The sequence below is a fragment of the Nocardiopsis sp. N85 genome, assembly GCF_028882275.1.
Classification (GTDB): Bacteria; Actinomycetota; Actinomycetes; order Streptosporangiales; family Streptosporangiaceae; genus Nocardiopsis; species Nocardiopsis lambiniae.
Map to the genome: position 1 here is coordinate 59,365 of NZ_JARBUT010000028.1, position 9,614 is coordinate 68,978.

The following is a 9,614-nucleotide window of genomic DNA, read 5'->3' on the forward strand; positions in this document are numbered from 1 at the left end:
GCCGCGAGGAGGGGAGGGGTCGGCCCGTCGCACGGCGACGGGCCGACCTCGGAGGGGAACTCACAGAGGGGTTCCGAGCACCTTCTCGGCCTCGGAGACGAGCGCGGACAGGTAATCCCCGGCGCTCTCCCCGGAGGCCAGCAGTGCGGCCTGCCCCGACCACAGGTTGAGCCGGTCCGCCCGCCCCGACGCCGCGGCCCGCGCCCGGATGGGCAGCATCAGGTTGTTCTGGGCGGGGTAGGGCGGGACCCGGTCCTCGGCATCGGCCATGCCCCGGACCAGGGCGTTGGCGATCCCCCGGGCCGGACGCCCGGAGAAGAGCCGGGTCAGCACGGTGGTCCGCGCCCGTTCGGAGGAGAGCGCCTCACGGTGGGCCGGGCTCGCGCCGGACTCCGGGGTCCGGAGGAACCCGGTCCCCACCTGGACACCGTCGGCGCCCAGTGTCAGGGCGGCGGCGACCCCGCGCCCGTCGGCGATCCCGCCGGCCGCGACCACCGGCACGGACACGGCGTCGCGTACCTGTGGGATCAGGGAGAACGTGCCGACGAGCGACTCGCGCACGGGCGCCAGGAAGGATCCCCGGTGTCCGCCCGCGTCGCTCCCGGAGGCCACGATCACGTCGCAGCCCGCCTCCTCCAGGGCTCGGGCCTCGGCCACCGTCGTGGCGGTGCCGACGATCGGGGCCCCGATGCTCCGGGCTCCCTCGACCAGTCGGCGCGGAGGCGGTCCCATCACCACGCTGATCACCGGAGGCCGGGCCGCCAGGACGGCGTCGAGCTGGGCGTCGAAGTCGATCCGCGCGTTGGCCTGGGCCAGGTTCGGCGGGGTGAGACCGAACTCGGCGTAGTGAAGGGCCAGACGGTCGGTGTGGGCGGCGAGGGCGGTGGTGTCGGGGACCGGGCGCTCCTCGTCGGGGCGCGGTGTCCACAGATTGACGGCGAAGGGCGCGGAGGTGGCGGCCCGGATCGCCTCCACCAGGGGGCCGATGTCCTCCGGGGCCATGGCGTGGACCCCGTAGGAGCCCAGGCCGCCCGCCTCGGACACGGCCGCGACCAGCGCGACCGTGGACAGCCCTCCGCCGAACGGTCCTTGGACGATGGGGTGGCGCGTCCCCAGGACGTCGGTGAGATCGGCGCCGGGCCGGCGCGAGGTCCTCACGCCATCACCGCGGCGCGCCCGTGCTCGAACCGCAGCGCCGCCTTCGCGACCTGGGCGCCCAGGTGTTCGGCCGTGCGCAGATCACTGCCGGCGGGCGCGAGGTCGGGACCCAGGTCGGAGGACGACTGGGCCATGGCCCCGGTGAACCCGCCGAGCCGGTTGAGGTCGTCGCGGTGGCCCCGGCTGGAGTACTCCCCGCCCGGGAGCAGGCCGAGCGGCACCCAGACCATGCCGTGCTGGGCGGCGAACACCGCGAGCGCACTGAGCACGGTGTCCTTGTTGCCGTTGGTCCCCGCGGAATTGGTGAACCCGGCGGCGAGCTTGCCCTGCCACCCCCGCCGCTGCCAGATGGAGGACGTGGCCTCGGCGAACGTCTGGAAGGCGGCGGAGACGCCGCCCATGTAGGTGGGGGTGCCGAAGACGATGGCGTCGGCGGCGTCGAGCGCGGACCACAGACCCTCGTCGAGCACGGTGGCGTCGTGGAGCGAGGCCCGGACGCCCTCGGTCCCTTCGGCGCCCCGGACGGCCGCCTCGGCCTGGCGGGCGGTATGACCGTAACCGCTGTGGAAGACGACGGAGACTCGGACATCGGACACGGGGTGTCCCCTCTCGCAGATCGGATGGGCCGGGTCGACCCCGGCGGGATCAATATAGACGACCGGTCAACTATTTTGCAATGCCCTGGTCGGCGAGGGCCGTCGCCCGGTAGTTGACCGTCCGTATACCCTCGACGCATGGGACGCACCAGCGACGCCAGGGATCGCATCCTCGACTCCTCCGGCCGACTCATGCGCACTCGCGGGTACACCGCCCTCGGTGTCGCCGAGATCTGCGCCGAGGCGGGCGTGAAGAAGGGCAGCTTCTACCACTTCTTCGACTCCAAGCAGGCCCTGACCGTCGAGACGGTGGACGGGCGGTGGACCGAGGAGCGACGTTCGCTGGAGGCGTCCCTCGAAGACGCCGACGGGCCCGTGGACGGGCTCCGCGCGCTGATCGAATGCCTGATCGGCGTCCAGCGCGCCGACTACGGCGAATCGGGGACGATCCACGGCTGCCTGTACGGCAACCTCGCCGCGGAGGTGAGCGAACGGGAGCCCGAGGTACGGCGACGGCTGGTCCTCGTGTTCGACGAGCAGGTCGACATGATCGCCGACCTGGTCGCGCGGGCGCGGAGCGCCGGGCTGATCGGGGGAACGGGGACGGAACACGCCCTGGCCAGGGCACTGGTCGCACAGATCGAGGGCACCGTGCTGCTGGCCCGGGTGCGCAACGACCCCACCCTGCTGGACGACGTCTGGCCCAACGCGAAGCGGCTGCTCGGGCTCGGGTGACGACGGGCGCACGCCTCGGAGGACCGGCCGACCGGAGCGCGCGCCCGCCACCGTGACGACGCCCCCCGACGTGCTCCGCACCGGGTGCGGCGAGGCACCGGGGAACCGGACCGGCCGCCCTCCACGGAGTTCCGGCGGAGGCCGGGGAGGCGGACTCCCGCGTCGAGACCCGGATCCCGAACGCCCGCACGCCCGAGGCGGCTCCCGGCCATGCCGCCTCGCCTCACCGGGCCGGCGGGCGCTCCTCCGGGGACGTCGGTGCCAAGGCGACGGCGCCGGGCAGGGCGTCGAACGCGGCGACGACCTCGCGGATCAGCGACTCCCCGTCCCCGGTGCGCTCCGCGGTCCGGTTCTCCCGGATCCAGTTCTTACTCCCGTAGCGGACCGCGGCGATCGTCATGTCCGAGACCAGGCGCAGCCGCACGTCCCGGCGGCTGTCGACCCCCATGACCCGCTCCAGCGCCTCGATGATCCGCACCTGTAGGAGATCGGTGGCGGCGGTGTGATGGGCGCGCAGCGCGGGTGTGCGGGCCGCCAGCCCCCGGGTGGCCAGGTAGCGCTCGGTCCACTCCCCCGGCATCTCGCGAACGGCCGCGACGTAGCGGTCCCGCAGCTGCTCCAGCGCCGGACCGCCGGGGGCGAGGTCGTGCAACCGCCGGGCGTAGGCCTCCCAGAGCTCCCCCTCGGCCGCCATGGCGACCTCCTCCTTGGAGGAGTAGTAGCGGAAGAAGGTCCGCACCGACACCCGCGCGTGCTCGGTCAGCTCGTCGAGGGTGACGTCGTCGTAGCCGCGTTGGAGGAAGAGGCGGAGCGCGGTGTCGGCCAGGACCCTGCGCGTCCTGCGCTTCTTGCGCTCGCGCAGCGGCAGGTGCTCCTCGCCCTCCGGGGCGGGCCGGGTGGTCATCGGGCCAGGATAGCGGGCCGAAGGCGGATATCCCCTTGCGTTCGGACGACCCCCGTGAAAAAGTGCCAGTCACTGGCATATTTTGTGGAGGTGTCGTCATGGCGGAAGAGACCGGTGACCACGAGGCGCAGCGGATCGAGGCGCTGGGAGACCAACTCGTCAAGATCCACGACATGCTGCGCGGACAGCTGAACGACCTGCGCGCGGCCCTGGACTCACCGGACGCGGGAACGGGCGACGGCCGGTCCGTCCCCTTGGATCACCAGATCCGCAAGCAGTGCCTGTCGTTCTGCGAGTTCCTGCACGGCCACCACACGGCGGAGGACGAGCACGTGCTCCCGGGCCTGGCGGTGAGCCACCCGGAGCTCGCCCCCGTCCTGGAGCGGCTGACCCGAGAGCACTCGACCATCAGCCGGGCCCTGGACCGCATCCAGGAACTGGCCTCGGGGCGGGACGTGGGCACGGGTCCGGTGCGCGAGGAGGTGGAACGCCTGGCCGCACAGGTGGAGGCCCACCTCGACCACGAGGAGGCGCAGATCGTCGAGGCCCTCAACTCCTACGGGCCCGTGACCCTCTGATCCGGGCGGGCCCCACGGCCCGAAGAACGCGAAGGGCCGCCGGGAGTCGCCCGGCGGCCCCGGTCACGGAGCGGCGGAGACGGCCGGGGGCCCGGCCGGGGAGGACGGGGTCGGCGACCGAGGCGGCTCCCGTACCGCCCGACGATCCCGCCGCGCTTCCCCCGCCCGGCACCCGTGGGGACCGGGAAGGACGCCCCCACCCCGTGCGCGCGCACCGGGGCGCGCCGGGGCGGGGCGGGAGCGGTCACGACACGGCGACGTAGACGGTGTTGGACGCGTCGCGCCCCTGGAGCGGGTTGGGGAACTGGACGATCTCGGCTCGGGCCTCGGCGAAGACGTCCGCCAGGAGACGGACGAACTCCTCGTCCGGCGCGTCGTTGGACCACAGGGCGAAGACGCCGCCCGGCACGAGGAGGTCCTCGGAGAGACGGCGCAGCCCGTCCGCCGTGTACAGACCGGCGTGGGCGGGGTGGAGCAGGTGACTCGGCGAGTGGTCGATGTCGACGATGAGCGCGTCGAACGGCTCCGCGCCCACCTCCGGGGCCGTGCCCGATCCGGCGCCGACCAGGGCGAAGAAGTCACCGTGTTCCAGGCGGCATCGGGGATCGGCGACCAGCGCCGCACCGACGGGGAGCAGTCCTCCGCGATGCCACTCGATGACCTCGGAGAGCGCCTCCACCACGACGAGGGCACCGACGTCCGGGTTCTCCAGCACCGCCTGCGCGGTGTACCCCAGCCCCAGACCTCCGACCGCGACGCGAAGGCCGCCCCTTCCCTCCAGTTCGGCCAAGGCCAACCGGGCCAGCTCGATCTCCGCCGCGGTGAACAGGCTCGACATCAGGAAGTCGTCGTCGAGCTTGATCTCATGGACCTCCTTCTGGAAAAGGGGGTCGTACCGACGGCGGAGGCTGAGTTCTCCCATCGGCGTCGCCCGCCAGTCCAGCTCTTGGAAACGGGCACTCATCCGTGTCTCCTGTTCGTCGTCGGGGTGCGGTCGACCGGCGTCGCCTGCGGCGTCGAGTCTTCCACGGAAGTGCCCGCGCCAGGCCTCGAAAAGCCGATCACGGCCCGGTGACCGCCCGCCGTGGAGGTCACCGGACCGACGGGCCCGGATCCGCGCGGAGTGCCGGACGGCGGACGCCGGGCCACTCTCGGACGGGCTCCGGCGGGGCTCCGACAGCGGTGGGGGCCGCCGGAACGATCTCCGGCGGCCCCGCTGTCGTCCTCGGCAAATATCAGTGACCACCGGACAGGGTGCCGGTCAGTTCCTTGTGGAGCTTGCTGCTGGGCTCGTTGAGGCCGGTGACCTCGACCTCGACGCCGTGGCCGCGGAAGTGCTCGCTCACCCGGTCCAGGGCGGCGACCGCGGAGGAGTCCCACACGTGGGCCCCCGACATGTCCACCACGACCTTGCTCAGACCCTCCTCGGCGTAATCGAACCGGTTGACCAGGTCGCCGGTGGAGGCGAAGAACACCTCACCGTTGACGGAGTACACGCGGGTGCCGCCCTCGGGGTCCAGGACGCTGGTGACGTCGGCCTGCATGGCGCACTTGCTGGCGAACAGGGCCATCGACACGATGACGCCGACGATCACGCCCAGGGCCAGGTTGTGGGTGATCACCACGACGACCACGGTGACGACCATGACCAGGGTCTCGCTCCAGGGCATGCGCTTGAGCGTGGACGGGGCGATGCTGTGCCAGTCGAAGGTGACCGCCGCCACGAAGATCATCACCGCGACCAGAGCCGCCATGGGGATGAGACCGACGATGTCGCCCAGGCCCACACACAGGATCAGCAGGAACACCCCGGCCAGGAACGTGGAGACGCGGGTGCGGGCGCCGGACTTGATGTTGATCATGGTCTGGCCGATCATCGCGCAGGAGGCCATACCGCCGAAGAGGCCGACGAGGATGTTGGCGATGCCCTGACCGCGGGCCTCGCGGCCGTGGTTGGAGGTGGTCTCGGTCTGATCGTCGACGACCTTGGCGGTCATCAGCGACTCCATCAGGCCGACCAGCGCCAGGGTGAGGGCGTAGGGCGCGATCAGGGTCAGGGTGTCCCACGTCATCGGCACGTCGGGCAGGAACGGGACGGGGAAGGCGTCGGGCAGTTCGCCCTCGTCCCCCACGGTGCGGGTGGAGATCCCCATCGTGACGGCGGCGACGGTGAGCACGACGATCGCGACCAGCGGCGCGGGGATCGCCTTGGTCAGGTAGGGCAGACCGAAGATGATGCCCAGGCCGATGGCGACCATGACGTAGATGGGGATGTCGAAGTCGGTCAGGTAGGGCATCTGGGACAGGAAGATGAGGATGGCCAGGGCGTTGATGAACCCGGTCATCACACTGGGCGGCACGAACCGCATCAGTTTCGCCACGCCGAGCAGGCCCAGGCCGATCTGGATGAGCCCGGCCAGCAGGGTGGCGGCGATGAGGTGGTCGACGCCGTACTGGATGGACAGCGGGGCCACGACCAGTGCCATGGCGCCGGTGGCGGCGGAGATCATCGCCGGGCGCCCGCCCAGGAAGGCGATCGAGACCGCCATCACGAAGGAGGCGTACAGGCCCACCCGGGGGTCGACCCCCGCGATGAGGGAGAACGCGATGGCCTCGGGGATCAGGGCCAGGGCCACGACCAGGCCGGCCAGCACGTCGGTGCGGATCTGAGCGGGGGAGGGCATCCTCGATCGCCACGAACGAGGCGTCTTCACAAGCAGATTCATGGAACCCATCAGGTTTCGGGCAGCCCACGACAAGGACCGCGGTGTTCGGGTCAGGTGTTCGGCGACGATGCGATCGAACGCGCTCGTGACTCGGGAGCCGTGGTGCGTTCGGGCGTCTGGATCCGGTGCGGCACTCGTGGTGCCCCGGGCGCGGCTCCGTCGCCGCAGACCCGACCGTGCCCCTGAGGCAGGTCGGGAAGAAGGCGGTCATCCCACGCTCATGCGCGAGAAGTGACCTGAAAAGAACTTACCCTTACGTGAGGGTTCGAGTCACGTAGAGCAACTGAGGCAACTATCACAACGGCGACTGTTCGGTGGTTCATCCAGTTCATGGGCGTGATATAGATGACGACCGCATTTCCCGCTTATAACCCAAAGTGATTTTTTGGGTGGGCTCATGGGATGTTCACATTTAACGTTCACGAACGTGTCCGTCAGAGCCGCGGGGTGACCCGCCGGTGGCGGGAAACGGTGTGCGGGCGAAGCAGACCAGGACGGCCACCAGGGCGCACAAGGCCGCCAGGCCCATGACCCCGGGCCGGTAGGAGCCCGCCCATCCGTGGGCCAGGGACAGCAGGATCGGACCGACGGCGGTGGAGGCGACCGCGACGGACTGGGTCAGGCCGCGCAGGGTGCCCAGGTTCGCCGTACCGAAGTAGAAGGGCAGCGCGGCGCTCTCCACCGCGCGGGCACCGGCGGCGGCCGCGCCCAGCGCCGCTCCGTAGAACAGCGCGCCCAGGCCCGGGGAGACGGACGGCAGGGCGACCAGGGCCAGGGCGTGCATGGCCATGGCGGCGGACATCAGCACCTTGGGAGAGAGCCGGTCGGCCGCCGCGCCGAACAGCAGCGCCGCCCCCAGGCCCGCCAGGGTCTGGGGCAGGAAGTTGGCGGCGGCCTGGGCGGATGTGAGCCCTTGCTCTCCCAAGAGGGAGATCTGGTGGAAGAAGACGGCCGTGGAGACCAGTCCGCTGCACGCGATGGCGCCGGCCATCGCCCAGAACATCGAGGTTCTCGCGATGGTCGTGAGGGGCCAGGACGGTTCCACCGACCCCTTGCCCCCCTCCTCTCGGGGAGCGGCGGCGTCCTGGGCCGGGCGCTCGGCCCCGCGCAGACCCCACCAGGCCAGGGGGAGCACGACGACCCAGATCAGGATCCCCTCCGCGACGAAGGTGTAACGCCAGTCCAGCACGGCGATCACCCGCTCGGCGAGCAGGGGGAACAGGGAGATCCCGGCAGCTCCGAGCGAACTCGTCAACCCCAGCAGCGCACCTCGGTTGCGGGTCACCGAGATCGCGACGGCGGTGGTCGCGATCATGCTCATGCCGCCCTGGCCCAGGGCGCGCACCCCGACGAATCCGGCCGTCAGCCCGACGAGTCCTTGCGCGCCGGCCAGCAGGACGAGGAAACCGCCGAAGCCCAGGGCCACCAAGGCGAGAACCCGCCGAACACCGAAGCGGTCGACGGCGCGGCCGATCCACGGCAGCGCCAGGGCACCGGTCAGGGTGCCGACCATGTAGGCGAGGGAGACGGCGGAACGGCCGACATCGAGGTCGGTGATGACGTGGTCGACGAAGACGGCGATACCCGCGGTCTGGCCCGGGCCGCTCAGGGCGAGGACCAGTGCGGACGCCGCCACGATCCGGGCGGTGGTGCGGCGCGGGGTGGACGTGTCCGTGGTGGACGGCGCGGAGGTCAGCGGGACTCCTCGTCAGAGCGGGGGCAGGACCGGTGTTCGCGCTCACAACCGAGTCGCCGTACCGCGCGACACCTCTGGGGACAAGGTCTGGCGGTGGGTCAGTATTCCTCGTCGACGACGCCGCCGGCGAGGAGGGGCTCCATCAGCAACGACGGATGATCGCGCTCGATCACCCGCAAACGCCACTTGTTGTGCACCAACGCCAACAGCTCGCCGTCGTTGCGGCGCCGCAGCACCTCGACCCCCGACAGCGCGTGCAGCGCCTCCGCCGACCCGGCGTCGGTGCGCCGTGCCACCGAGTACTCCAACATCGACACCTCGATCGGCGACCGGAACTCGTGCTCCATGCGGTGCTCGACCACGTCGAACTGCAACGGCCCCACCGCCGCCAGCACCGGCGCCTGCTCACCGCGCACGTCCGAGGTCAGCACCTGCACCACGCCCTCGGCGTCGAGCTGGGCGATCCCCTTCTGGAACTGCTTGTACTTGCCCGCGTCCTTGGCCCGCGCCACCACGAAGTGCTCGGGCGCGAAGCTCGGGATCGCCGGGAACTCCACCTTGGGACCCGCATAGAGGGTGTCGCCCACCGCGATGCTCTGGGCGTTGACCAGCGCGATCACATCACCGGGGAAGGCCGTCTCGATGGTGGAGCGCTCGGACCCGAACACCGCCTGGGTGTACTTGGTCGCGAACGGGCGACCGGTGCGGGCGTGGGTGAGCACCATGCCCCGATCGAACCGCCCCGAGGAGACCCGCAGGAAGGCCATCCGGTCCCGGTGGGAGGGGTCCATGTTGGCCTGCATCTTGAAGACCTGACCCGAGAACGGGGACTCCACCGGGCGCGGTTCGCCCTTCGCGTCGGTCTTGGCGGTCGGGGCGGGGGCCAGCCCCACGACGGCCCGGAGCAGTTGTCCGACACCGAAGTTGGGCAGGGCGGCGCCGAACAGCACCGGCGAGGACTCCCCCGCCAGGAACGACTCCGCGTCGAAGTCGGCGCCCAACGCCTCCAGGAGTTCGACCTCCTCCCGGGCCCGCTCCCACTCGGTACCCTCGACCCGTGCCGCCTCCTCGGGTGCGAGGACCTCTTCGAGGGCCTTGGTCGCCCCGCCCGGCATCCGTGTCATCTTCGTGTACCGGCCCGTGGCCCGGTCGATGAGTCCACGGAAGTCGCCCGCGATGCCCACCGGCCAGTTCAACGGCGTGGCACGCAACCCGATCCGC

At 71.3% G+C, this 9,614-nt stretch carries 9 protein-coding genes; 2 read left to right on the plus strand and 7 right to left on the minus strand.

The window, feature by feature from the left end:
- Positions 1-60: 60 nt before the first annotated feature.
- Together PWG71_RS27000 and PWG71_RS27005 are read right to left on the minus strand one after the other, a co-directional pair.
- Positions 61-1,158 carry an NAD(P)H-dependent flavin oxidoreductase gene (locus PWG71_RS27000; protein ID WP_274812844.1) on the minus strand — a complete coding sequence of 366 codons (1,098 nt, stop codon included), beginning with the start codon at positions 1,156-1,158 and terminating at the stop codon, positions 61-63.
- Positions 1,155-1,754 (minus strand): flavodoxin family protein, encoded by a 600-nt coding sequence (locus tag PWG71_RS27005; RefSeq protein WP_274812845.1) that lies wholly within the window; start codon positions 1,752-1,754, stop codon positions 1,155-1,157. Before PWG71_RS27005 ends, PWG71_RS27000 begins: the two co-directional genes overlap by 4 nt.
- Positions 1,755-1,892: 138 nt before the next feature.
- Here PWG71_RS27005 and PWG71_RS27010 point away from each other — a divergent pair, with 138 nt between their 5' ends.
- The gene (locus tag PWG71_RS27010) at positions 1,893-2,489 is read left to right on the plus strand and encodes a TetR/AcrR family transcriptional regulator (RefSeq protein ID WP_274812846.1); all 597 of its coding nucleotides are present in this window, start codon (positions 1,893-1,895) and stop codon (positions 2,487-2,489) included.
- 223 nt (positions 2,490-2,712) lie between these two features.
- Here the strand turns inward: PWG71_RS27010 and PWG71_RS27015 are convergent, their stop codons facing one another.
- Positions 2,713-3,393, minus strand: a complete 681-nt coding sequence (locus PWG71_RS27015; protein ID WP_274812847.1) for a TetR/AcrR family transcriptional regulator — start codon at positions 3,391-3,393, stop codon at positions 2,713-2,715.
- A gap of 98 nt (positions 3,394-3,491) precedes the next feature.
- Here PWG71_RS27015 and PWG71_RS27020 point away from each other — a divergent pair, with 98 nt between their 5' ends.
- A complete protein-coding gene (locus PWG71_RS27020; RefSeq protein ID WP_274812848.1) occupies positions 3,492-3,971 on the plus strand; it encodes a hemerythrin domain-containing protein in 480 nt (159 codons plus the stop codon).
- Between the two features lie 244 nt (positions 3,972-4,215).
- Here the strand turns inward: PWG71_RS27020 and PWG71_RS27025 are convergent, their stop codons facing one another.
- The 4 genes from PWG71_RS27025 to PWG71_RS27040 all read right to left on the minus strand — a co-directional run.
- On the minus strand, positions 4,216-4,935 hold the full coding sequence (locus PWG71_RS27025) for a spermidine synthase (RefSeq protein ID WP_274812849.1): 720 nt from the start codon (positions 4,933-4,935) through the stop codon (positions 4,216-4,218).
- Between the two features lie 271 nt (positions 4,936-5,206).
- Positions 5,207-6,706 carry a SulP family inorganic anion transporter gene (locus PWG71_RS27030; RefSeq protein WP_274812851.1) on the minus strand — a complete coding sequence of 500 codons (1,500 nt, stop codon included), beginning with the start codon at positions 6,704-6,706 and terminating at the stop codon, positions 5,207-5,209.
- 403 nt (positions 6,707-7,109) lie between these two features.
- Complete coding sequence (locus PWG71_RS27035) at positions 7,110-8,333, minus strand: MFS transporter (RefSeq protein ID WP_274812852.1); 1,224 nt, start codon at positions 8,331-8,333, stop codon at positions 7,110-7,112.
- Between the two features lie 158 nt (positions 8,334-8,491).
- A partial coding sequence (locus PWG71_RS27040; protein WP_274812853.1) for a peptide chain release factor 3 occupies positions 8,492-9,614 on the minus strand: 1,123 nt, incomplete at its 5' end.